General features: G+C 58.9%; 27 protein-coding genes and 1 pseudogene. 16 read left to right on the top strand and 12 right to left on the bottom strand.

Translation table 11 applies throughout. The annotated features are described in order from the left end of the window. Nucleotides 1-53: 53 nt before the first annotated feature. Nucleotides 54-4,559 carry a sacsin N-terminal ATP-binding-like domain-containing protein gene (locus B3361_RS11215; RefSeq protein WP_182408829.1) on the top strand — a complete coding sequence of 1,502 codons (4,506 nt, stop codon included), beginning with the start codon at nucleotides 54-56 and terminating at the stop codon, nucleotides 4,557-4,559. A gap of 156 nt (nucleotides 4,560-4,715) precedes the next feature. Here B3361_RS11215 and B3361_RS11220 read toward each other — a convergent pair whose 3' ends face one another. The 10 genes and pseudogenes from B3361_RS11220 to B3361_RS11265 all read right to left on the bottom strand — a co-directional run bounded on the left by B3361_RS11220 (nucleotide 4,716) and on the right by B3361_RS11265 (nucleotide 11,861). Continuing rightward, nucleotides 4,716-5,972, bottom strand: coding sequence for an integrase domain-containing protein (locus B3361_RS11220; RefSeq protein WP_154211934.1), 1,257 nt, complete (start codon nucleotides 5,970-5,972; stop codon nucleotides 4,716-4,718). Between the two features lie 263 nt (nucleotides 5,973-6,235). After that, entirely contained in the window at nucleotides 6,236-6,877 is a 642-nt protein-coding gene (locus tag B3361_RS11225; RefSeq protein ID WP_009685260.1) for a hypothetical protein, read from the bottom strand. Continuing rightward, entirely contained in the window at nucleotides 6,852-8,045 is a 1,194-nt protein-coding gene (locus B3361_RS11230) for an Arm DNA-binding domain-containing protein (protein WP_009685261.1), read from the bottom strand. The genes B3361_RS11225 and B3361_RS11230 overlap by 26 nt, the downstream gene beginning before the upstream one ends. A gap of 159 nt (nucleotides 8,046-8,204) precedes the next feature. Continuing rightward, nucleotides 8,205-8,981 (bottom strand): hypothetical protein, encoded by a 777-nt coding sequence (locus B3361_RS11235; protein WP_009685262.1) that lies wholly within the window; start codon nucleotides 8,979-8,981, stop codon nucleotides 8,205-8,207. Further along, on the bottom strand, nucleotides 8,978-9,121 hold the full coding sequence (locus B3361_RS11240; RefSeq protein WP_009685263.1) for a hypothetical protein: 144 nt from the start codon (nucleotides 9,119-9,121) through the stop codon (nucleotides 8,978-8,980). Before B3361_RS11240 ends, B3361_RS11235 begins: the two co-directional genes overlap by 4 nt. Beyond that, nucleotides 9,118-9,453, bottom strand: coding sequence for a hypothetical protein (locus B3361_RS11245; protein ID WP_009685264.1), 336 nt, complete (start codon nucleotides 9,451-9,453; stop codon nucleotides 9,118-9,120). Before B3361_RS11245 ends, B3361_RS11240 begins: the two co-directional genes overlap by 4 nt. Nucleotides 9,454-9,634: 181 nt before the next feature. After that, nucleotides 9,635-9,814: pseudogene (gene csrA, locus B3361_RS11250) on the bottom strand (carbon storage regulator CsrA); the annotation flags it as partial. 246 nt (nucleotides 9,815-10,060) lie between these two features. Then, a complete protein-coding gene (locus B3361_RS11255; RefSeq protein WP_009685266.1) occupies nucleotides 10,061-10,498 on the bottom strand; it encodes a tellurite resistance TerB family protein in 438 nt (145 codons plus the stop codon). A gap of 100 nt (nucleotides 10,499-10,598) precedes the next feature. Beyond that, nucleotides 10,599-10,994 carry a LuxR C-terminal-related transcriptional regulator gene (locus tag B3361_RS11260; protein ID WP_033690898.1) on the bottom strand — a complete coding sequence of 132 codons (396 nt, stop codon included), beginning with the start codon at nucleotides 10,992-10,994 and terminating at the stop codon, nucleotides 10,599-10,601. Nucleotides 10,995-11,132: 138 nt separating this feature from the next. After that, entirely contained in the window at nucleotides 11,133-11,861 is a 729-nt protein-coding gene (locus tag B3361_RS11265) for a LexA family protein (RefSeq protein ID WP_009685268.1), read from the bottom strand. 106 nt (nucleotides 11,862-11,967) lie between these two features. On the opposite strand from B3361_RS11265, the gene B3361_RS11270 reads away from it, so the two are divergent. From B3361_RS11270 to B3361_RS11330, 13 genes are all read left to right on the top strand, one after another. Then, nucleotides 11,968-12,264: a Cro/CI family transcriptional regulator gene (locus tag B3361_RS11270; RefSeq protein ID WP_084728172.1), complete on the top strand. Its 297-nt coding sequence runs from the start codon at nucleotides 11,968-11,970 to the stop codon at nucleotides 12,262-12,264. Then, nucleotides 12,206-12,808, top strand: coding sequence for a hypothetical protein (locus B3361_RS11275; protein ID WP_157050325.1), 603 nt, complete (start codon nucleotides 12,206-12,208; stop codon nucleotides 12,806-12,808). The genes B3361_RS11270 and B3361_RS11275 overlap by 59 nt, the downstream gene beginning before the upstream one ends. Next, entirely contained in the window at nucleotides 12,802-13,098 is a 297-nt protein-coding gene (locus B3361_RS11280) for a hypothetical protein (RefSeq protein ID WP_009685271.1), read from the top strand. The genes B3361_RS11275 and B3361_RS11280 overlap by 7 nt, the downstream gene beginning before the upstream one ends. Further along, nucleotides 13,095-13,844 carry a hypothetical protein gene (locus B3361_RS11285; protein ID WP_009685272.1) on the top strand — a complete coding sequence of 250 codons (750 nt, stop codon included), beginning with the start codon at nucleotides 13,095-13,097 and terminating at the stop codon, nucleotides 13,842-13,844. The genes B3361_RS11280 and B3361_RS11285 overlap by 4 nt, the downstream gene beginning before the upstream one ends. Further along, nucleotides 13,841-14,365, top strand: coding sequence for a hypothetical protein (locus B3361_RS11290; protein WP_286920223.1), 525 nt, complete (start codon nucleotides 13,841-13,843; stop codon nucleotides 14,363-14,365). Before B3361_RS11285 ends, B3361_RS11290 begins: the two co-directional genes overlap by 4 nt. A gap of 3 nt (nucleotides 14,366-14,368) precedes the next feature. Continuing rightward, nucleotides 14,369-15,103, top strand: coding sequence for a helix-turn-helix domain-containing protein (locus B3361_RS11295; protein WP_009685274.1), 735 nt, complete (start codon nucleotides 14,369-14,371; stop codon nucleotides 15,101-15,103). Further along, complete coding sequence (locus B3361_RS11300) at nucleotides 15,084-15,884, top strand: ATP-binding protein (RefSeq protein ID WP_047149534.1); 801 nt, start codon at nucleotides 15,084-15,086, stop codon at nucleotides 15,882-15,884. The genes B3361_RS11295 and B3361_RS11300 overlap by 20 nt, the downstream gene beginning before the upstream one ends. Beyond that, nucleotides 15,881-17,263 carry a replicative DNA helicase gene (locus B3361_RS11305; protein WP_009685277.1) on the top strand — a complete coding sequence of 461 codons (1,383 nt, stop codon included), beginning with the start codon at nucleotides 15,881-15,883 and terminating at the stop codon, nucleotides 17,261-17,263. The genes B3361_RS11300 and B3361_RS11305 overlap by 4 nt, the downstream gene beginning before the upstream one ends. Beyond that, nucleotides 17,260-17,604, top strand: coding sequence for a Lar family restriction alleviation protein (locus tag B3361_RS11310; RefSeq protein ID WP_009685278.1), 345 nt, complete (start codon nucleotides 17,260-17,262; stop codon nucleotides 17,602-17,604). Before B3361_RS11305 ends, B3361_RS11310 begins: the two co-directional genes overlap by 4 nt. Next, the gene (locus tag B3361_RS11315) at nucleotides 17,601-18,935 is read left to right on the top strand and encodes a tyrosine-type recombinase/integrase (RefSeq protein WP_009685279.1); all 1,335 of its coding nucleotides are present in this window, start codon (nucleotides 17,601-17,603) and stop codon (nucleotides 18,933-18,935) included. The genes B3361_RS11310 and B3361_RS11315 overlap by 4 nt, the downstream gene beginning before the upstream one ends. Beyond that, a complete protein-coding gene (locus tag B3361_RS11320) occupies nucleotides 18,928-19,215 on the top strand; it encodes a hypothetical protein (protein WP_009685280.1) in 288 nt (95 codons plus the stop codon). Before B3361_RS11315 ends, B3361_RS11320 begins: the two co-directional genes overlap by 8 nt. Next, complete coding sequence (locus tag B3361_RS11325; protein WP_286920224.1) at nucleotides 19,212-19,601, top strand: antiterminator Q family protein; 390 nt, start codon at nucleotides 19,212-19,214, stop codon at nucleotides 19,599-19,601. The genes B3361_RS11320 and B3361_RS11325 overlap by 4 nt, the downstream gene beginning before the upstream one ends. 225 nt (nucleotides 19,602-19,826) lie before the next feature. Next, nucleotides 19,827-20,336, top strand: a complete 510-nt coding sequence (locus B3361_RS11330; protein ID WP_009685282.1) for an acyloxyacyl hydrolase — start codon at nucleotides 19,827-19,829, stop codon at nucleotides 20,334-20,336. 316 nt (nucleotides 20,337-20,652) lie between these two features. On the opposite strand, the gene B3361_RS11335 is transcribed toward B3361_RS11330, so the two are convergent. Together B3361_RS11335 and B3361_RS11340 are read right to left on the bottom strand one after the other, a co-directional pair. Next, nucleotides 20,653-20,841 carry an ECs_2282 family putative zinc-binding protein gene (locus B3361_RS11335; protein ID WP_009685283.1) on the bottom strand — a complete coding sequence of 63 codons (189 nt, stop codon included), beginning with the start codon at nucleotides 20,839-20,841 and terminating at the stop codon, nucleotides 20,653-20,655. 416 nt (nucleotides 20,842-21,257) lie between these two features. Further along, nucleotides 21,258-21,491 carry a DUF6555 family protein gene (locus tag B3361_RS11340; RefSeq protein ID WP_009685285.1) on the bottom strand — a complete coding sequence of 78 codons (234 nt, stop codon included), beginning with the start codon at nucleotides 21,489-21,491 and terminating at the stop codon, nucleotides 21,258-21,260. A gap of 121 nt (nucleotides 21,492-21,612) precedes the next feature. Here B3361_RS11340 and B3361_RS11345 point away from each other — a divergent pair, with 121 nt between their 5' ends. Both B3361_RS11345 and B3361_RS11350 read left to right on the top strand, forming a co-directional pair. Continuing rightward, nucleotides 21,613-21,984, top strand: coding sequence for a chemotaxis protein (locus tag B3361_RS11345; protein WP_009685286.1), 372 nt, complete (start codon nucleotides 21,613-21,615; stop codon nucleotides 21,982-21,984). Beyond that, nucleotides 21,984-22,301 (top strand): hypothetical protein, encoded by a 318-nt coding sequence (locus tag B3361_RS11350; protein ID WP_009685287.1) that lies wholly within the window; start codon nucleotides 21,984-21,986, stop codon nucleotides 22,299-22,301. The genes B3361_RS11345 and B3361_RS11350 overlap by 1 nt, the downstream gene beginning before the upstream one ends. Nucleotides 22,302-22,359 lie beyond the last annotated feature (58 nt).

Here is a 22,359-nt window from a genome sequence, read left to right on the forward strand (position 1 = left end):
TGTGCCTGCAGATTGGTTTGGCGAAAACGAAGAATCACGAACTAGGTGACGCAATGGCACTACAGCGGGAGCAGCGGATCTTTACTGCTGAGGATTCACAATGGCATGCCCGCGAAGTCGTTCACCACGACCCCGCAACGCGTCGTGCCTTTTCGTTTGTTCCTCTAGATGGACTTGCTGCAGACGCTGGTGTCGCAGCACTTTCGACCCAACTCAAGACGCTACCTGCAAGCATTCGGAATGCTCTGGCCAATGCTGAATCGAGTGCTGGTCATATCAGCGATGATCGGCTGCAAGGGCTTGCTGAGCTCATTCAAAATTCCGACGATCTCGGTGCAACATCTGCAGAGTTTGTAGTTGACGTGAACGGGTCGCGCCTCATGTTTCGGCACAACGGGGCCGGGCTTACTCTTCACGACGTGTGGGCACTCGCGATTCCCTGGCTAAGCCTCAAATTCGACGATCCGAACCAGTTGGGTCGATTTGGAATTGGCTTGAAAACACTTCATGCGCTGTCAGAGATCCTTGAGGTCCATCAGGGCCATTTTCGCGTTCGTTACCAGGCAAACGATCTGTCGGTTGCCAAAAGCGATGTGACGTGGCCGGGCGAAGAGCCAACGGACGCCATGACCACGTTCGTGATCCCATTGGAGGCTGACGCATCAACCGCAGCGATCGTGGCCCAGTGGCTGAAGCATTGGAGTGATGCCGGATTGGTTTTCTTGTCCTCTCTCAATACTGTGACGTTGCGAGGGGCTACCGGTGATGTGCTAGCCAGACTCCACATAGATCGCACCGCTCCTGAGACTGTAAAGAGCACGGGTGGTGAGATGACTCGGCGTATTGCCAAGGCCTCCGACTCTCGCGAGTGGGTCATCTATTCACGATCAGTCCGGGTGCCCACGGGCCACGCTCGAGCACGCAAGGCCCAGACGCGTTACACACCAATCGCTATTGCGTTTTCTCTCGTCGGGTTAGACGCCGGACATTTGCATGTTGGCCTTCCGGTACGTCCAATCGGCCTGCCATTTCGAATGATGGCCCAGTTTGATCCACTGACCAGCCGCCGAGACATCTCTGACGATCCATGGAATCACTCATTAGTTGAGCCGCTGAGCGCCCTGTGGCTTGACGCTGTGCTTGAACACTTTGAGCGCAATCCTGCTGCCGCATGGGCTGCGATTCCCCTGAACAGCGATTTGGATGACGACGGACAAACAGTTGGATTACTGCGAGCCGAAATTGACCGTCATTTGATGGAAAATGCCAGAACGACATTTGCCAAGAAAATTACTCTACAGGACGGTCAGCAGCGCTATCACCTTCATGAACTATCGTACGAAGTCCCTGAACTTGAGCATGTCCTGACCCCTCACAATGTCAAGACCGTCGCCGGCACCGCTGGAACAGTTATCGCGGCAGTAAGATCAGGCGACAACCGTTGGCGAGATGCCCTTGAAGAGCTCCGCGGCATCGGAGCGCAAGCGCCGACACTCGTAGAGGTGGTCGACGCCCTTCAACTACTCGACGACGTCCATTGCTCTCCTGCATTCGTGGCGGACCTTGTCGCTATCGCTGTAGATAAAAACTCCACGAATGAACTGGAAAATCGTCCCTGCCTCGTTCTGAATGACTCCGTCCGAGTCACCCCCATAGATGTCATCGGACTTGGCGTGCTGCTGCCTGAAGAAGCCGAAAATTTGTGGGACATTCTCGACATCGGTCGACGACTTCATCCGGCATACAGGGAGCGGCCGGGATGGAAGAGCGTACGGGAATGGCTCCACAGAGGTGATCGGCTTCTGATCGAGGCCACCAATAAGGTGGCATTGGGTGTGCTCGCGAAAGCCGGCAACAACGGCGTTGAACTCAATACACCATTAACCGACGAACAGGCTGACGGGTTACGAAAAGCGTTTGAGCAACTGTCAATTGGCGATCGCCAAACGTTGGGAGAAGGTATCGGTCGGGCGGTCCGATTCGCTGCTATCACCTACGACGAGGCCGGAAAGAAAATACTCATGGCCGCGAGACCGAGTGAGGCCTACATCATCGAGCGTGAGACGAACGCATGGAAAGTGGCCGCGGGCAAAACTCCCGGCCTGGTCTGGCTTCACAGTCGATATGCGGAGAAGTTTCGCGCCGAGTCCGGCCGTGAAGGGATCGGGGCTCAGCGTCTGTTTCGCTATATGGGGGCTGAGACTGCTCCCCGGCTGACCAAGCATTCAGCGCACGTTCAACGTTTTGCATATATCGAGCCGGGAGTCCCTCGCCTCAGCACTAGCTCACCGCAACGCCGAAATCTCCAGATGAAGGATGCCGGGGCAACGTATACGCTGGCGGATCTAGTGTCACCCCACCTGGATGCAGTGCTTTTGAACATTGCACATGAAAAGAAAACCACCGACAGGGTCCGCCGCGCAAGCGCAGTCTTGAACAGTCTTAATCGAGCCTGGGATCGTCTCGTTTCAGATACCAAAGTGCGCGCAGTCAGCGATTACCGCTCCTGGCAGGATAGGGGTCATGTCGATGCGTGGTGGGTGGCGAAGGCTGCTTCGATTCCTTGGCTCACTTCTGCCAGCGGAGCCGCTGTTGCACCCGACCATCTCCGGATCCGGACGGCAGCTACCGAGGCCTTTTTCGGAAGTAACCCTGCCGGATACCTCAATGGCCAACTTGATAATGTCGCGTATCAGGAAGTGCTTGCCACTCTGGGGGTTGCGGGTGATCCACGTCCTGACCAACTCCTCGATAAACTCTGCGCGATTCGGGACGAGTTTTTTAATGATGCGACCGCCGCTGCAGATCATGCAGCACCTCTATATCGCGCGCTTGCAACCCAGCTCTCCGGTCGAGGTACATCCCGCCGACCTGGCCAATTGACCCTCAGCGCACTGCGTTCAGAGTTCGGGAAGGGTGAGGGGCTGATTGCAACCAACGTCGGGTGGCGGCGGCCGTCAGTCGTCCGAAGTGGGCGCGCCGTGTTTGGGCCAATGCAGCCGTTCGTTCCCGCCATCGATGGTACAGATCCGCTGTGGAAAGCGCTGGAGATCCGCCCACCGGATGTAACAGACGCAAAGGAGACGCTCCGTAAGTTAGCCAAGCGAAATACTCTTACCGAAGACCAACGCCTCGTGATGCTCGAGGCATTGCGCATTCTTGCTGGAGCACCGATCGATCAACGAGGAAAACTAGCTAGAAGCCCTGTGTGGGTAGGCGATCGCTGGTTGTCGGTACGCCCCATCTTCGCGGTTGAAAATCCGCTTATCGCTGGCGGTTTGGCAGGCCAGATTCCGGTCTGGAACCCAGGCGGAGCGCTGGCGCAACTAGAAGCGCTGGTCGAACCATACGGGCTTACGCGCATCGACGCCTCCCAGGCGTGGGTCAAAGGAGCCGAGCATGCAGAGTACGACCCCGAACTCACCCGCCTATTCTCTAATGCGGTTTCCAACCTGCGTAGAGACCTAGCGTTGAGCGACTCCTACAGTGAAGCCAGCATACGAGTGTCATGGGACGCGCTATCGCGATTCAATGTCTGCGTTCTGCACGACCTAACCATTGAATTGGCCGATCTTCTACCCGGTAAGGTCTTGTCCTTCACGCCGAAGGCTTGGATCGACACGGATGCAGCCACGTTTTACATCTCCAATCCGGACGATCTCGGCGATCCAGATTCCGGCGCGTACGCGATCGCTACAGTCTTTGCCAGCGATATGCGGAGGATGGCTCATGATTGGCTGGCTGCTTGGGCGGCCGCAAAAGCGGGGCACCGAGCGGAGGTGATCAAAACAGCCGCGAGTCTGGAGGCTGAGCAAAAGCAAGCTCGGGCCGAGCGAGAGGCATCTGCTGGTGCCGGGCTTTTAAAGCTATCAGAGGAGTGGGAGCGACGTCGTCAGAAGAAGTTGAGTGCAAAGCTGGGAGGCAAGCAGACCGAGAGTGCGGAAGAAGAAACCGCGCGGAAGAAGTCTCCCAAGACCCTGGTAGATCTTTCGAAACTGAAACTGAAGAATTCCGCCGGGCAGATTCTTGAGGGATCTAACTCGAAAGGCTCTGTGCCCCCAGACAACCGGAGAAAGGACAGTCCTCTGCTGCAGGAAGTCGATAGAAACAGGCCTAAAGCGAAGCGAAAAGCAGGAGCTGGGGCGTCCCCGCGTAACTATACGCAAGAAGAGCAGGAGAGCCTTGGCGCAGAGATCTGCCGCTGGGTTCTTGGGCTCGACGAAAGCGAGATCGTCGACATTCGCAATCAACATAACGTCGGAGCAGATGCTATCGACATGTTCAACAACCTCTATGAGTACAAGGTGTATGCGGGCGCCATCCCAGACGTGATTCGACTTGAGCCCAGCCAGATAGAAAGGGCTCGGACTACTCCCAATTTCTTTCTCGTTGTGATTGGAAATCTTCAAGCAGGGGTAGGCGATCCCGAGGTGCGGATAATCACAAATCCTTTGGACAAGCTCGCATTGCGGCCAACCGCATCTGTTCAGTTCGCGGGCGTGCTCGCTGCTAAAGCGCTGACTTATCGATTCACATCAGAAAATAGCGGCGAGGAGTAGGGTAGGCTCATCGATAACTATGTGACACCGGCAGTCAGGTTTAGCTTGTGAGTTGCATTGATCGGCTGATTCACAGCCGAAACCAATCGCCCTAAATTGACCGCTTCTGGCCTTTTGTAGCCTGTTGCGACCGGTTACTTTGGGGCAGTTTGATGGTCAGCGTATCAAAACGACTTTTCTGTCCCGATTCTCCTGGATAGCTGATACCGATAGATTGCCCGTCGCTGATTCCTGGATGTGCTCACTCCACCAGGCCATCATTGGGCGTCTCCGTTCGATGTAGTCCGCACGGTTGTAGGCGCTGCGAACCTCGTCCTTATCGACGTGGGCAAGTGCTACCTCGATTAATTCGGGATCCCAGCCATGCTCGTTGAGGATGGTGCTGGCCATCGAGCGCATGCCGTGGCTGACCATACGCCCCTCGAAGCCCATTCGCTTCAGCGCCATGTTGGCAGTCTGGCTGTTGCAGTGGGTGCGGGGGTTCCGGTCTGCGGGGAGCACATACTCCCGATGTCCGCTGTAGGGTTTGATCGCTTCCAGGAGCGCGAGAGCCTGCTCTGTGAGCGGGACAATGTGCGTGCGGCGCTTCTTCATACGCTCCGCAGGGATCGTCCAGATCTTCTTCTCGATGTCGATATCTGCCCAGCGGGTGGTTGCTGCCTCCACTGGCCGGGTCATGGTGTGGAGCTGCCACTCGATCAGGCAGCGGGTTGTTCTTTTTATGCTGGCATTGGCGATTGCCACCATGAGCTCTTTCAGCTCATCGTGGGGCAGTGCCGCCATGTTTTTCTTTTTCGGTTTCTTGAAGACGGAGCGGATACCGCTGAGCGGGTTCGCGTGAATCAGTCCCGAGTTGACCCCGTAGGTCATGATTTCGTTGAGCCGCTGCGTCAGCCGCTTCACGGTTTCAAGGCTGCCCTTGGTTTCGAGTGGTCGGAGCAGATTGATGACTTGCGGTGCGTTGATGGCTGAGATCGGTGTGGAGCCCAAGTCCGGGAATATGTGCAATGTTAGCGAGCGCCAGATGTCCTCAGCGTAGGCCGGCGTCACAGCATCCTTCTTCAGTTCATACCAGGACGTCGCCACATTCTGAAGTGTGTGCTCAGTCGCAGCTTGTTTAGCTTGCAGCACAGCATCCCGCTTCTCTTTAGGGTCGATGCCGTGGGCAAGTGCTTCCCTCGCTTCAACGGAACCCTTGCGTGCTTGGGCCAACGAGACTTCGGGGAAGGTTCCCAGTCCCATGTTGATCCGCTTCTTCGTCACTGGGTGTCGGTAGTTGAAGTTCCACAGCTTGGAGCCATTGCTTCTCACTCGCATTTGAAGTCCGCCGCTATCAAATAGGACGTAGTCCTTTTCAGCAGGCTTGGCAGATTTGACTTTGAATTCAGAGAGGCGGGTAGCTTGTGCGCACATTGGCATTCCAGACTTGATTTTGGCCTTCCAAAAATCAGCACCTACGGGCTTGGAATGCCATTTGGAATGCCAAAAGGTGTTGCTGCTCATGGGCGTCCGTGGACGCCGATGGCGTAGAGATCCGCGTATTTACTGGCTTTCAGGCACAAAAAAAGACGTCCGTGGACGTCTTTAGATGTAAATTTGGTGGAGCCGGGGGGATTTGAACCCCCGTCTATCCTAGTATTTACGCATGCCTCAGCGTTAAGGCTGCCATAAAGCTGTCATTTGATGGGCGGTATCACGCTCATGGACGCCCAGGCTCGCAACTGAGCCTCGGGAAAGCTCTTGGTGATTCCTTTGAAAATCTGCTTATAGATTCCAGTGCCTTCTCGCCCCACGATCCCTGCTGCATATAGGTTTCTGTAGGTGTCTCCGCCGGATTTCTTATGCTTTTCAAAAAATCGCAAAGTCGCCACATCTGCGTAGATTTCAGCTTTAACTAAGTTTACGCTCATATCTGAGCTGTCAAAGTTTTTTTGTAAATACAGGTCTTTGGCATGCATCAGCTCGTGATGAAGCAGAATAGTTTGCAAAGCCCAGTAAATATTAGGAGCTTCAGCTTCTGTAACACCAGCTGGTTCTTGGCCGAGAAAGACGGCGGTTCCTACTGTGCCGTTCCTCACATAGTTGGTGGCAAACCCTCCGGCATTGACCATTGTATATCCGTTGCCCTCCAGGGACTGGATAGATTGGTCTTTGAAGCGCAGTATCGAATCAAATTCGATTCCAGCTTCTAGCAAGTTTTCTTCTGGTGTCTTACTGAATGATTGTTTACTAATAAACCTAATGGATACGTTTAGTTCCGGATAAAAATTGGAGATGGCATAGAAAATATCCTTAGTCTCCAGGCTTTGCTCCAACATGCTTAATCCCTTCGTTCGCTTTAACTGATGACCAAAATTTCTCGGCTTTGAAACCTGCATCCACATCTGCCGATGGCATCCATCGACCATAGACGCGGGCAATCATGGTCCAATCAGTATGCCCCATTTGCTTCGCCACCCACATCGGGTGTTCTCCTGCCGAAAGCATCATCGAAGCGTAGGTGTGCCGAGTCTGGTAGGGGCGCCGGTACCGAACGCCGGCCTTCTTCATTGCTGGGTGCCACATCGTCTTGCGGATCGGTTGATCTCCTGCCCAGCGCTCAAGCGTCCGCGGGTTTTGGAAGACCTCTGCATCAGCCAGGAACGTGTGTGCCTTCTGCGCCGTCAGCGCTTCCAGAGCGGGGCCCAGCAGCTTTACCGACCGCCGGCCCGCAGCAGTCTTCGTCACCTCAGCCACCCCACCAGCAGCCTGGGTCATTGCCCGGCTGATCATCACTTCCCCCCGCACCCAGTCCACATCACCCCAATCCAGCGCCACCAGTTCGCTGGTGCGCAGGCCGGTCCACAGTGCGAACTGCATCATGTTTCGCGCCTGACCGGTCAAGGCCGCCAGAATTGCCTGCTGCTCTTCGGGCGAGAACGGGTCCACATCATCATCCCGGGGCGGCGCCTCTTTACGAGTGTAAGTCCAGCCTGCCAGCGGGTTCACGTCTAGCAGCTCTTCATCTACGGCGTCATTCAAGGCCGACCTGAGACAACTCTGGATATTGCTCAGTGTCTTGTTGCCTACCTGCAGGCCATCCAGCCAGTCGCGTACCAGCTTCCGTTTGAAGTCCAGCACCAGATGATGACCGAGCGCGGGCACCAGTCGAAGCTCGACGATCTTCCTGTAGCCCTCGAACGTACTACTCGATATGTGCTTCTGCTTGGCGGCCAGCCATCTGGTAAGAAACCCACCCACGGTTTCCTGGCTGGTTTCCGGTGCAAACTTGGCGCCCCGGGGAGATCCAGGGAACGTGACGGCATAGTCGAACGTCCCTTGGGCGATCGCGTGCTCGATCGCCGCCTTGTGTTGCTGCGCCTTCTTCAGATTAGTGGCGGTGGGCTTGAGCGCGACGCGCTCGCGGCACCTAACACCCCGGAACATGAACGTGATCTCGATGCTCGAGTCTGAGACTGCCCTGACCCCGCTCCCGCCTCTACCCATGATTCATACCCTTCCATGTCAATAAGCGTCCGGCCATCCGGCGCCTTTAGCCAAATTTCACCAAGCCGCCAGATCCCGTCGCGGATCTTTGAGCGGATCGCGTCCTCGGTGTAGCCAGACTCGCTGGCAAACTTTCTGACGGTCATGTAGCGCATTGATCTACTCCACCTGACGCGCCAGGTTCTGGTTGTCACGCCGATCTGTCACGACAGCCGTTGCCAGTGCCGCCAGCTCAGCCACCAATGCGTCCGTGCGTCCGTAGAATTTGCCGGTGTCCTCGTTCACGAACCGCTCGAGCACGGTGGCTACTGCCTGCTGGTTGGCCAGGCCGCGCAGATCAGCCTCGGTGAGTGGCGTGTCTGTCGACGGCGCGTGCACAAAAGCATCCTGGCTGATCAGCAGTGTGCGCACCGGGCGAATGCCCTTGCACTTGGTTGCCCAGTTGGTAGCCGGCACGCACCAAGGGAGCATGTGCAGGCACCAGGAGCTGCCGGAGGCGTTCTGCGTGCTGGACCAGTATTCCGCCTTAGTAAAGGCCTGCGTTGGCCCGCCTTCACGTTGCATGGTCCAGTACCGGCCCCAGTCTTCCAGTTGCAGCAGGTTGGCCCGCATGACCTGCAGTTGCTCGATGCTCGGCAGGTGCCAGCCCCGCTGGCCACGGATGGTCATGCCCAGGACCTTGCGGGCGATTGCGCTGCCGGATTCGGCCATGGCCAGGGTGTTGGCGTAACCGTCGTGGCGGCACTGGGCGCCCTTAACGGTGATTCTTGGGCCTGACTGGTCCTGCCACTGTGCCTGGCTCTCGAACCCGCGCCCGGAGTCGATGACCGCGTGCTCGGCTCCGGCGAAGAACAGGCGCCCGGCGTAGAAGCCACCGCCCAGAGGCTGGCCGATGGCGGGGAGGGCAGCCGGGTTGATTGCTCGGTGCTTGATCATGGCAGCCTCCGAAAATGGTCGGCCAGCACCCGGCGACCGTCCAGGCCACAAGCGGTGGACAGGTCGAGCACTTGGCCAAAGGTGGTTTGACGGTGCTGCAGGGCATCCCACAGCAGCAGGAGCAGGCCGGCCTGGCTCATGGATCCTGCTCCCGTGGCTTTTCCGTATGCTGCGCCTGGTCACGATCAAGGAGCTTGTCGATCCGGGCGAGAAGCATGTCGCGATACTCGACGTTGACTAGGTCGTCGTTGATGTAGGCGATTGCTTCCCGCAGCAGTGTGTCGGCTTCCTGCAGCTGGGTATCACGCTCTTCCAGCTTGGCCTGCAGGTCCCCCTCGCTTGCGCCGGCGATTACCGCCAGCCCTCGGCCAGCTGAGACCAGATCACCCAGCTTGGTGAACGGCAGGATGCTCGTGAGTGGCGCCGCTTCGCTGGCGCGCAGCACCAGGGTGATACGCTCAGGCGCCGACATGCTCACCTCCGGTGGCGGCCCGGAAGCCGGCCAAGAAAATCAAATAGTCACCGTGGGTGCGGTCGTCGACGAAGCCGCTCACCGGACCTTTTTCCAGTTCGGTCTCGCTGGCGCCGATCGGATTTGCGGCAATGAACAGGTCGCGAGGATCGACCGGCGCAGCCTCTGAGCTTTGAGAGGTGGAGGGGAGATGATCGCCCTGGGCGAGAATGCGCTCGAAGATTTCCTGTCGATGCACGGATACACCGGCCGGGGCTCCGACCCCGACGCGGGTTTGCATACCTTTTACGCCGAGAATGGTGACAGCGATATCGTTGTTGATGCGGATGGTTTCGCCTACGCGGCGGGTGAGGATCAACATAATCAGAACTCCTTGTGGGGGAGGGCGACGATTGCCGCCCCTCCATTCATTGCGTTGTGCGCAGCTCGTTGCGTGGTACCCAGCCGCCGGTGGTTTTCACCATGCAGCCGACGTAGGGCGCGAACTTGGTGTGCCGTTCGGTCTGGTAGCCGTACCATTGGCACGACCCCTAGTTCACAACAGCGGCGATTGCGAGCGCGCACAGGGCAAGTCCTACAACCGCGCCCAGACCTATATGCTTGCGCTTCAAGCCTCGATACCGAAGTCTTTGGGGCGCAAGCCCAGCTGCACACCAACTTCGGCCAGGACCTTGAGTTCTTCGGGGCTGATGTTTCCGTCGCCCTCGGCAACGGTGATCATGTTCACGAACACCTCCTCCGCATCGAGAGGGTTGTTCTTGATGTCCGCGATCTCGCGCATGATGTTCATGCGCCCCAGGCGGAACCCGGCCTGCAGTTGTTCGGTGAAGAGGTTCACGGTGGTGGTGATCTCTTGGCCGAAGTGCTCCAGGTTCTTGTTTGCCCGGATCTGAATGTCGATCTGAGCCGCCTCGTTCTTGCTGATCTCGCCGTCAGCCGCCGCGACCAGTAGGCAGCCGCCGACGATGGCTTGCATCAAGTCACGGCTTTCCAGTTTCTTGACTGCGCGCTTGGCGCCGAACAGTTTCTTTCCAATACCGAACATGGGTCTTTCCTCTTGGGTTGTGGAGCTTTCTTCAGGCAAGCCGGTGGCCTGCCGCGTTTGTTGGCTTTCGCAAAATCGGGGTTGGGTCAGGCGGGTAGCGTCACGCCACCGCCAAGGCGCACTCAGCGCGCCGGGTTGCTATACGGGTTTCTATCTTCCGTTCGCCGCTGTTGCCGCCACGACGAACACGCATTGCCTGGTCGTCTCCGATCATGCCGTGGATGGCCATGATCAGCACCAGTGCGGTTACGGCCGGACTGATGACGCCACGCTTGAATGCCTCAGCCACCAGCGCGGCGCGACGGGTGACACCCCATTTCGTGCCGAGGGCGATCAGGCGCTTCTTGACGCCATCCTCGCTGATGCCCAATGCCCGAGCAGCTTCTTTGCCCGAAGCGCCGCCAGCGATGGCTAACAGGCACTCCAGCTCACGCGGAGCTGCTCCGCAGCCTAGTAATCCTGTAAATCCAGACAAGGTGATGGTGTTCGTAGTCATGTCGGCTGCTCCATGCGTGGTGGCAATGAGCAGAAGATACTAGCGGTTATATTTGTTGGTCAATACCAATGGTTATAATTTTTTCTGAGGCCAATAAAAAGCCCGCTTTTGCGGGCCATTTACTTATGGGAAATGCTGTCAGAGCCTCAGCATGGCTCGAACCACGACGCCAATGATCTTGCAATTTCCATTCACCTGGAGCATCGGGTAATCGGGGTTGAGAGGCTTCAGGAATCTGCGGCCGGCGTCTTCGATCAGCTTCTTGAAAGTCGCTTCATTGCTGTCGGTTAGCTTTGCAACTACGAGCTTCCCCGAGCTGGCGTCAGCATCAGTGTCCACCAGAATCATCATACCCTCTGGAATGCTGACACCGCTCGGCGCAGTCATTGAGTCACCTTTGACCTCGAGCCAGAACGCAGCGCCTTTGGCTTCGTAATCCGAAACCTCATACCTGTCTGCGAAGCCGGGCGGGAAAGGTTCAACGGCCTCGGCCCAGTCGCCAGCTGCTACCCAGCTGATTACTGGGTAACGATAAGACATGGATGGCTGAGCAGTGAGTTTGATATTGCTGTCTTCCGCAGATGCGACTTCACCGATACGAGCTGCCTCGGTGGTGTACGCAATTTCCTTCGCTAGGCGAGGGCTGAAATGGGATACCGGCACCTCAAGCATCTTTGCAAAGACTGCGGCCGTGCGAGCGTTAAGAGGATTGTATCCGTTCAGGTAATGGCTAACCGCTGCTTGGCTGATCTCAAGCTCGGTCGCTATTGCTCCCTGGGTGACCTTTCGGTTTCTCCGAGAGAGAAACGTCTCTTTGAGCTTGGCGCACTCTTCGGCTTGTTCTGGGGTAAGGGCTCGTTTTTTCATGCGTTCATCCTAGAACCGATGGTTATGCAGGTCAAAAACTACAAGTGTGGACATTTCTACTACCGGCGGTTATCTTTTGTGCAGTAAGCCGTTCTCAGGTGAGTCCATGACACCAGTTCAGTTGGCGGATTTCGTTGGTCAGCATGGCCAGGAAGAAGCCGCAAAGAAACTTGGCACTAGCCAAGCTGCTATCAGCAAAGCCATCAGGAGTGGCCGACAAATTCTAGTTCGTTCGCGAGCTGGCGGACGCCTTGAGGCGTTCGAGCTCAAGTCGTTCCCTTGCAGCGGCGCCGTAGACAGACCGCGTGCCGACCTTGAGCTAATTATGTCCTCGATCTTCGGTCTTGCAGAGTCAACTGAAGTGGCTGTTCAACCATCCAGTATCCGGGCGGTCCAGCGATGAGGGTCTGCCCATCCCTGTTTTTGCTGTCTGGCTGACTTTTTACCAGGCAACAAAAAGCCCGCTTCGCAGGCGGGCCTTTAACCAGTCCCTTGCAGGGGACCTTCTTGAATCTTCGTCACTTGGAGACGATTTCATGCACCCAAAAAATACCACCGACGAAACTCCAAATCAACATCCGCCAGCTTTAACTGGTGTTTGCCAGCTTGACGGCGGTCTTGCCGCGATCTTCACCCAAGACCAGCGCGCAGTCGTCGTCGGATTGCTGATTGCCGAGCGAAACCATGCCAGTCGTTGGTGGACCTACCTTTCAGAGATGCGCCTCCACGGCCAGTTGCCGGGCTGGGTGGCGGATCAGGAGGTCGGACGCCATGTGGATTACGACCGTTGGGTCGGTGATTGCCAGGCTACCAATCACAAATTGCTCGGCTTTGAAGGTCACCTCAACAACTACGGTGGTACCGGGTTGTCGATTATCGACCTCGAAGGGCGCGCGCCCCAGAAATCTACCTCTCCAGTCCGTGGAGCGGGAGGTGATGCATGCTAACCGTGCGCACCCAACTGATGCCGATCTCAGTTGCCGGCGAGATCGTCCAGGACGTAACCCTCACCGCCGCCGAAATCGCACGCTTCAACGAAGCCCGCGAGTCATTCAAGTTGATCAAAGCTCTGTACTGGGCGCATGTCGTGCCTTCACTCGGGGGCTTCGATAATCCTGTAACTGGCGAGCTTGAGCGTCTGTTTGAGCGTGTCGTCTTCGACACTCGAAATTTCCTGTACCCGCACCGCAACGCAGCCGCCTTCCATGACGCAAAGCATGTGGGAGGTGCTGAATGAATCTGTCCATCTCAACTGACAGCACCATGCCCAGCACGCAGCTGCGCGATCTGATCAACGATGCTCGTGAGCAGGCTGGCGAGCCGAAGATCCGCAACGATCAGCTAATAGCCAAGATCGAGGACGAGCTTGAAGGTGAACTGGGGGTATGCAGAAAAATTGCACACCCCCAAAGCGGGGCGCTGATGGACTGTTACGACCTGACTCGCGACCAATGCCTTCTGGTTGGAATGCGCGAGTCAAAATCTGTCCGGCGTCGCGTCACTGAAAAACTCAAAGAGATGGAAGGGTCTGCGCCCCGGCCCATGACCCAGGCCGAGCTGATCGCTGCCAGTGCAAACCACCTGGTGGCGATTGAGCGGAAGCAGGCGGAGCAGCAGCAGGCTCTGGCTCAGGTGGAGGACCGCACCAGCCGGCTGGAGCAGGTCCGTTATCTCGACTCCGTGCCCAGCGGCTTCGAGACCATCACCACGATTCGCGAACGCATCAACAATCGCCATGGCCTTCCAGCCTGGGTGGTCAACGCGGTGATGCGTGAGGTGTCAGGGGCCCCGCTGCCGTTTGCCATGGTGCGCAGTCGTCATTCCGAAGAAGGGGGCCAGCCGTTCGCGATCTGGCCCAAGCCGGCGATCACGCGCCGATTTGACCAGTTCGTAGAGCAATGCGCGTACGTCACTTCCGAGCGTGCAACCCACCCGGAGATCCCGCAGGGGCGATTCAAGATCAACCCGAGGTTGCCGCAATGACCGACAACGTGATCCAGATGTTTGGGCGGAAGCCAACTGATCCGGTGGTGATCAATGAGGCGTACTTCGAACCATTGACCAACGATCAGCTCGCGTACCGGGCCTGGACCCACTGCGACTTGGCTGAGGAAATCTTCTTCTCGGATGAGGCAGAGGAAGACTCCCTACGCGAAGCCAAGTTTGAAGTGCTCATGGCTCAGTGGGCTTTGCGGGTTCTGGTTCGGCGACTAACCGAATTCCCGGCCCTTGAGCTCCGGGAACAGGTGAATCAGGCGTTCCTTGAACGGCTCGCAATCGATCAGGACGGGCTGGCCTCAGCGACTGAGCCAGACCCTGCCAAGTCTGTGGTGATGTGTCCATGGCCCAGCTACGCCGGGGCTCGACATTTGACTGAACGCGAACGGTGGGTGGTTTACAGCACAGCCAAAGCACATCGAGCCGCTTTGGAAGAGCAGGGAATCGCCATAGCTGAACCCTACGACCAGTTTGTCCAGCGGATTACCGCTGAGTTGGAGATTTGACCCATGAGCATGGAATTGATGGTCAAGGCCATGAAGACCAAGGTCGGCAACCCGCTGCGCAAGCTGGTACTGATCAAACTGGCGGACAACGCCAGCGATCAAGGCGAGTGCTGGCCGTCGTATCAGCACATCGCCGATCAATGCGAGATCGCGCGCTCGACCGTGAAAACACACATCCGCGAGCTGGAGAAAGCTGGCCTGGTGCGCCGGGAGTTCCGACGCAACGGTGAGTTGAACCAGTCCAACGTCTTCCACTTGAACCTTTGGGGTGGGGCGGCAGATGCCCTATGGGGTAGGGCGGCAGAAAACCCACCTGGGGCGGCAGAAAACCCAGGGGGTGGGGCGGCAGCTGCCCCCAGAACCAGTCACCTTTCTGAACCAGTCAAGGAACCTAAACCTATGTGCACTTCGGTGGCAGACGGGTTCGAGCAGTTCTGGAAGTTGTACCCGAAAAAGAAGAGCCGCAAAGACGCACTGAAGGCATGGAACAAGCTCAGCCCGGAAGCTGAGCTTCAGGCCGTGATGATCACAGCTCTAGCCCAGCACTGCGTGTCGCGTGATTGGACCAAGGACAACGGCCAGTACATCCCAATGGCCTCGACCTGGCTCAACGGCGAGCGCTGGCACGACGTTCTGCAGCCCGCCGGCGCGACTGCTCAAGGTGGTGCCTTCAACAACCTCCCGCATCACACCGATGACATGTACCAGGAGAGCCACGATGGCCGCCCAAATTTCTGATCTGTTCCACCGCGCCCCGGCCAAACGCATCATCTCCGGCGAGTGCCCGGTGCATGGCCGCGTCGATATGAGCGAAGTCGAGCAGCTGGACGGCTCGATGCTGGCGCGTGGCTGCAAGCGCTGCGCTTGGGAGGCCTTGCATACCAGCCCCCGCGACTCGGCAGAACGCGCCCTGGCCACTGCCCAGCACAAGGTCGAGAAAGCCAGCGAAGCGCTGATCGCTGCCGGGATCACCCCGCGCTTTGCTGGCGCCACCTTCGACAGCTACCGCGCCGAGACGGAGCCGCAGCACAGGGCTCTGGCCAAGTGCCAGGCTTATGCCGAGCAGTTCCCGGCCAACTTCCGGGCGGGCCGGTCCCTGCTGCTGACCGGCAACGTCGGTTGCGGTAAGACTCACCTGGCCAGCGCTATCGTCCGCACGGTGGCGGCCGATCAATGCCGTGCGCTGATCATCCCGGCCGGGGACATCGTGAGTATCGCCCGCGCCTCGATGGTGCCCGGCTCGGGCTACACCGACCGCGATGTAGCGGTCCACCTTGGCAGCCTGGATCTACTGGTGATCGACGAGGTCGGCGCCCAGAAGGGCAGCGAGTACGAGCTGGGCTTGCTGCACAGCATCATCGACCGCCGTTACCAGGCGGTACTGCCGACCGTGGTGATCAGCAACCTGAATGCCGAGGGCCTCAAGTCCTACATTGGTGATCGTGCCCTCGACCGCTTGCGGCAGAACGGTGGTCAGCAGGTTGGTTTCACTTGGTCGTCGATGAGGGCGGCGGCATGAGGGCACTCTACAGCGACGAGGCCGAGCACGGTGTGCTTGGCGCGGTCATTCATGCTTCGCTGCAGCAGGACGCAGGCCTGGTCGAGGACATGCTTGGCCAGATGACCTCGGCCGACTTCTACCACGCCGACAATGCGGCCTTGTTCGAGGCCATGCTGGAGTGCCGCGATCAAGCTATGCCCATCGACCCGGTGACCTTGGGTGCGGTTCAGCGCCTGCTCCCGGGTGGCGACAACGTAATGGCCTATGCCGCTGAACTGGCCAGCAAGGTTCCTTCACTGGCCAACTGGAAGGCCTACGCCAAGCACGTCAAGGAGTGGGGCGTGATCCGCCGCATTCTGGACGTGGCTGGCGGGGCACAAGAGATGGTGCAGGCTGGCGTCCCCACGGGCGAGGTCATCGCTGCAGCCCAGCAGGCTATGGCTGACCTTCGAGATCTCGACGGCGAAACCAAGGGCTACAAGCGCCTGGACGCTTGGATGGGTGACGCGGCCCAGATGGTGGATGACAAGCTGAACGGCAATGCCCCGGCTTGGCCGGCCACTGGCCTGGGAGATCTGGATGAGCTGGTCCAGGGCATCCGCCCGAAGAAAGTAACCGTGATCGCTGGGCTGCCGGGTAGCGGCAAAACCACCCTGGCCCTGCAGATCGCCCAGCACAACGCCGTCAAGGTGCGGAAGCCGTGGTTGGTGTTCTCCATCGAAATGCCGGGTGAAGAACTGGGGCTTCGCGCCATCGCTTCGCTGGGTGGGGTTGCGCTGCATAAGCTGGATAACCCCGCCAAGATGGGCGATGACGATTGGGCGCGCATGGGCGGAGCGGTGGCCCAGGCGCTGGATGCCCCTCTCTTTGTCTGCGACGACCCAGTGCAGACCCCGGCCACCATTCGCGCCACAGCACGGCAGTGCCAGCGCGAGCATGGCCTGGCCGGGATCGTTGTCGATTACCTGACTCTGGTTCGCCTTGAGCGCGGCGGCCGTTCTCGCACTGAGGAGGTGGGCAAGATCAGCAAGGCCCTGCTCCAGCTGGCCAAGGAAATGGGTATCCCGGTTATTGAGCTGGCCCAGCTGAACCGCGACTCGACCAAGCGCCCCGGCAAGAAGCCCCAGTCCAGCGACTTGCGTGACTCCGGCGAGATCGAGGCTGACGCCAGCTGCATCCTGATGGTGCACCGTGACATGGACACGGAAGAGGGCCAGAACGGCCTCACCGAAATCCTGATGACCAAGTGCCGTCACGCGCGTGTGGGCAGCTGCATCGTGCAGCAGGAAGGCCAGTATGGGCGATTTGCCAACTTCTCCGGCTCGCTGCCCAGCGACGACGAGGTTGAGGCCGGTCGCGGCAGCTATGCCCAGCGCTACAAGGGGGGAGGCCAATGATCGAGCCAATCAAGATGGTGCCCTGTCCGTTCTGCGAAGGCCCGCCGTGCATCACTGCCCGCGACGAGGCCGGTACCGAGATTGCCCAGGATAACCGCTTCGACCCGGCCGACGAGTTCCCGATCATCTCGGCGCACGTCTGGTGCCATGACTGCGGCGCCCAAGGACCGAACATCGACACTCTGACCCTGGGCAACTTCGAGCATCTGTATGACCTGCAGGTGGTGGATGTGATGCGGATTGCCGTGGAGAGCTGGAATAACCGCCACGCCAAGGCCCGTGCCTGCTACGACGCCGGCGATCAGAAAGGGCTGAACCTGTGGCCGAGGAGGGAGGCATGAGTGACACCAAGACCCTCACCGTGACCCTCAGTGACGCGGAGATCCGCCGGCACGCCGCCGGCGAAGTCTTCCAGCTGCGCGATACCCGTCACCGGGAACTGCGCTTTCGGTTCTCGACCGTGGACCGCTCCCGTGGTGCTTGGCACGTCGTGGTGCGCGGGCGCTGGGGCAAGGCTGGCGATTACCCGGGGATCAACACCAAGACCATGCTGGCCACGCTGCCGGCCATCCTGGCGCGCCGGGCTGCCGATGCCGACGCCAAGTCGACGACCACCAACTGGGCTACGGTGGGCGATGTGCTGGCCTGGTACCGCGACCGGATGAACCGTGACCGGGGCCTGTCGGCCAAGCGCAAGGCCAGCGCCAAGTCGGCGCTTGATCGCCACCTGGTGCCGCGACTGGGTGACCTGCCGCTGGCCGAGACCAACAAGCAGGCGATCGACCAGCGCCTGATGTGGCCGATGCAGGAGCGCTATGCACTGTCCTTCGTGCGTTCGGTGTATGGGGTGCTGTCGGTGGCGTTCCGCCAAGCCCTGCGCCTGGACATGCTGCCAGCCAACCCCATGGCCTCGCTGAAGTTCACCGACTTCGTGCGGACGCGGATCAGGCCACGGCCAGCGCGCCTGCGTGGCGATGACGTGCCAGGCCTGCTGGTTGTGGTGGCCGAGCGCTTCGACGTGGAGCCGGCGGGCTGCATGCTGGCCCTGATGATGCTGTGCCACGGCTCCCGTCTGGGTGAGACCCGGCTGGCGCGCTGGCGCAACGTCAACCTCGAGGCGGGGCGCTGGTTCATCCCGGCTGTGGACACCAAGACCAAGGCCGAGCACACGCTGCCGCTGACCACCCAGGCCTGCGCACTGCTGCGCCGGTACCAGCGCTTGCAGGCTGCCCAGGGTTACACCGGCCTGCTGCTGTTCCCGGGCAGCCACGGGGCACCGCTGAGTCCGAGCAAGGCCAACACCTTGTTCACTGATCTGGCCAAGGGCGAGTGGTCGAGCCACGACCTGCGCAAGGTGGCCCGCACGGCATGGACCGACCTCGGGGTGGACTACATGGTGGGCGAGCTGCTGCTGAACCACGCCATGAAAGACCTCGACGCCACCTACATCCATACCACGGCCGAAGGGCTGAAACGCCAAGCGCTGGAGGCCTGGCACAAGCACCTCGACGGGCAGGGATTCGCCACCATTCACACCGAGACATTGCCGGGACAGAAAACCGGGCCTGTAGCCGTTGGCGCCACTACCGGCGCGGGTTGCAGCACCTCACAGCATCCATCCCAAGGGAGGATGCACGATCAAGAATTCAACCCAGGAGTTGGCCATGAGTGACGCTATCGCGGTCATGCCGCGCAAGAATCTGACCCCCGTAGAGCGAGAGTTCCTGAAGAAGGGCAACCGCATGATGCTGGACAAGCCCAATGGACGCATGGGGTCGGCCGCCCTGATGGACATCGTGGCTGACTGGCACGGATCGAGAGCCGTGCAGGGCTTTGAGCAATATGCCAAGGCTTGGATCATCCAGGGCGGCGCGAAGAGCAAAGCGGCCCACCAGCTCCTGTGCGAGCTGTTCGGCCTGGATACCGACCCAACGCCCCGGAGGGCTGCATGAAGAAACGAACCTACGTGGACAAGGCGCTGGGCGATACCGAGTACTTGCTCGAGCAGTGGGGGTTCTGGCGTATGTGTGAGATGGGAGTGCCGCGCTATGTGTCGCCGCTCTACGCGCTCATGCGGGACAACGTCCCATCTGTGGGCGGCGCACGACAGCATGTGATAACGGACGATCTGGCCCTGGTGGTGGACGGCGCCGTGGCCAGGTTGGTGAAGCGTATCCAGCAAATGGGTGACTTCGTGTGGGCCTACTACGGTTACAAGCATCCGGCAATGAGGGTCGGCCGGGAGGCGGGCATGTCTGAGCGCAAGGCCCGGGAGATCATCAAGGCTGGCGTTGCATGGATCGACTGCGCCCTTGAAGAATTTCGAGAGGCTGCATAAAAAGTTCTATGCGGGCGGATAAACACGTGTTTTCATAGCAGCGTGTCCAGCTTGCAACGTTACGCGACACAGACAAACCCCGGCCATCGTGTCGGGGTTTTGTGTTTTTGAGGGGCTTCGATTCAGGTAGCCCTCCAGAAAAAGCATTTTTCTTGTATGAGGGAACGATTTGATAGCGCTATGATTCTGATAGGTTGCTACTCAATAATATGGAAGACCGTGAGTATGAAAAACGTTCTCGCCGTTGTGGCGCTTTCCCTTTTCGCTGCGTCCGCCGGGGCGGCTGAGTTATCCGGAGCGCTTGGCGCGACAGGCCAAGGTGGTCTTACAGCGCGCGTCGGCATTGGCTTTAACTGGGACAAAAGCTGGTTTGAATCCAGTACTGGCCGTCTCACCGGTTATTGGGATGCTGGCTACACCTACTGGGAAGCAGGCGATGCTTCAGGTGGGGCTCACTCGCTGTCCTTTGCGCCAGTTTTCGTTTACGAGTTCGGCAACGGTAACGTGAAGCCATTCGTTGAGGCTGGCATCGGCCTGGCGGTCTTCTCTGGTACCTCCGCAGGTGACCAGGACTTTGGTTCGGCCTTCAACTTCGAAGACCGCATCGGTGCGGGCTTGAAGATCGGCGAGACGCAGAAGGTTGGCATCCGAGCGATTCACTACTCCAACGCTGGCATTAAGCAGCCCAACGACGGTATCGAGTCGTACTCGCTGTTCTACAGCCACCAGATTTAAAAAAGCACGATCCCTCTTTGCCCGCCCTGTGCGGGCTTTTTTATGCGGATGACACGCTCAGGCAGCTGGGCTAAGTCGGTAGTGGCCTCGATCAAAGCCGTGCGCTCCCTGATCGGCTACGCGATGAGAGTCTGGGGTATGTGACCCAGCGATCCAGGCCACCAAGCCGGGTAAGCACCGGCCCTCCGCACCCATTCCAAGCCTCGGTATCTGCCGGGGCTTTTTCGTATCTGGAGGCTGTATGGAAAAGCTACAGCTCGACGTTGAGGTTGAGGGCGCCGCTGACTTCCTGCGCCCTCTGGGCGAAACGCTCAAGTCACTTGAACAGTTTCCCGAGCTGCCGCTCCAGGTCTTTCGTGACCTTGTCACCCACAGCCTTCATGAGCTTTCCGTAAGTCTCGACAGCGCCGCACTTGCCGCAGGTGACCTTCGAGTTGTTGTTCGGCCTAGCCGGAACCTCGAACTTGTCACTGCCGCACTTGGCGCACTTGAGGGTTACCTTCATCGTTTTTCGCTCCGTGAAACGTCTTGTGTGGAAACTCGACGATAGCACGGGGCCATCTTTTCACGTATCCAAGGGCTCGCCAGTTCGACGGGTCATTTTGTTTCTGGAGCACCACCTATGGCCGAGCCAAGTACCGGCGCCCTCGCAGTGACCGGCGTACTTGCCAGCGTCGGCCTGGGTGCCCCGGCATAGCTAATCATCCCCCTCAATGCGTACATCCGAGATACCCAAATCTGCGACCGCAATGCGGAGATCATCATGTGATAAGCGGCACGGCGCGCGCGCCTCAGACAAGGGGTCAGCGGGGGCATGCAGACGGAGGAGAGCGGTCAGCACATTGTCTTCGTTCGGCGTGCTAGACCAATCGCATATCCAGAATCTGGTATGGCCTTTGAGGTTGTAGTCGATGCGGTATTTCATAGGTTGCCGGACCTCCGCCATTGGACGTCAGTTATGCCGAAGCGCTCAGCAGCAGGCCGAGAGACTTTTCTGATATCCGAAGCAGTGAACTTAGGGATGACTCCAACGCCGGCTTCGCAGGCAGCCCAGTGCCAGGCCTCAGCGTTATCCATCCTCTCGGCGCGGACGATGAATTCGCGAGCTTCTCCATGGAGGTGATAAGCGACCACATAGATGTTACTGACGGGCATTTACTAGTTCCTTCTAGCGAAGCCAGATCGGCCAACATTCCTTTTAACCCCTAGGGATTCCGGGGGCAAGCATCCGGCCGGTTTAACGCCGGAGCACAATTCTCACGTACGGAGCAAGCAAATGGACCCGACCGACCTGGGCCCAGGCACAGCCACCTGGCTGGGCGGTAGTGGCATCGTTGTCACGGGCGCATTGCTATGGGTGCGCCGCTTCCTGTCCAAGGACGCTGCTGATCGCGCTATGGACAATGCCGATATCGGCACTGTCCGCCGGCTTAATGAACTGCTCGATTCCGAGCGAGAGGCCCGAAAGCTGGCCGAGGCCCGCGCCGATCAGTTCGCCAAGGAGCGCAACGAGTTGGCAGCAGCAGTTGGACGGATGGAAGGAAAGATTGAAGCGCTCACGTGTCAGGTGGGCCAGCTCACTGAGAAGGTGACCACGCAGAGCGCAGAGATCTCCAGGCTGCGTGCACAGCTTGGAGGTACAGCCTGATGGACAAATGCGCTTTGGAATTCATCGCTCGACGCTGGTGGCGACGGGCAGAGGTGTGGGTCATCGCTGTGGTGCTCATTGCAGGCGGTGCAGTTCTGGGTTGGCAGTCTGCTTATTGGTCGATGGCCAGCACTCAGTCGCACCAGGTCGACGAGATCCGGAAGGCCTACGACGCCGCAATGGCTGAATGTGACAAGCGTCTGGACGAGCTGACCAGAAAGGCCGAGAGCGCCGCGACCAAGGCGTCGAAGGCAGCCACTACTGCGACCCAGGCAGCCGACAAGGCTGATGAGGCGCTGAACCGGGTATCGCAGTAGCCGCGCCACAAATCAGACATGCGCCGTTTCGTGGCGCGAGCACGCTGATCATGCGTTC

The sequence above is a fragment of the Pseudomonas sp. UBA6699 genome (assembly GCF_002454615.1).
Classification (GTDB): domain Bacteria; phylum Pseudomonadota; class Gammaproteobacteria; order Pseudomonadales; family Pseudomonadaceae; genus Aquipseudomonas; species Aquipseudomonas juntendi.